Here is a 501-nt window from a genome sequence, read left to right on the forward strand (position 1 = left end):
GCCTTGACGTCGGCCAGACGGTGCGTGCTTGCCAAGGCCTGTTGCGCCTCGGGATCCTGCTTGAAGCGCTTGGTGGCGTCGGTTTGTGCGTCGGGCTCGTCGCTCTTGGGATCCAGCGGCGGCTGGCCACCCTTGGGCGAAACCAGGGTGATGTCCGCGCCTGCATCCTTGAACACGTAATACGGCGCGGCGAATTCTTCCAGCCAAAACCCGGTTTTCTTGCCGGTGTCGCCGAGCTGGTCGTGGGACGTCAGCACCATCAAAACTTTCATCGCATCGCCTCGTGTCATGGCCCAACTGGGCAAGGCGGCCAGTGTGCAGTTCAGCCCGTTGCAGCCTCGTGTAGAGCGCGTGGTACCCGCTGCAGATGTTCATAGATGTAGCGATTGCGTCCAACAGACCAATGCGGCCGACAGGAGCGCGGGGCGGGGCTCGGAACGCCGCATGTGCACTTGATCGACACCGGGCTCCTGCGCGCCATCCACGCCCACCCAACAATTT

The 501-nt window shown here is 62.9% G+C and carries 1 protein-coding gene; it reads right to left on the reverse strand.

Annotation, left to right across the window (positions count from 1 at the left end; all coding sequences use genetic code 11):
• The coding region (locus tag CSC62_RS17740; RefSeq protein ID WP_484573175.1) for a type 1 glutamine amidotransferase family protein at nt 1-272 on the reverse strand (272 nt) is incomplete at its 3' end.
• Nucleotides 273-501 lie beyond the last annotated feature (229 nt).

Origin of the sequence: Pseudoxanthomonas jiangsuensis, assembly GCF_010093185.1 — a bacterium.
GTDB lineage: Bacteria > Pseudomonadota > Gammaproteobacteria > Xanthomonadales > Xanthomonadaceae > Pseudoxanthomonas > Pseudoxanthomonas jiangsuensis.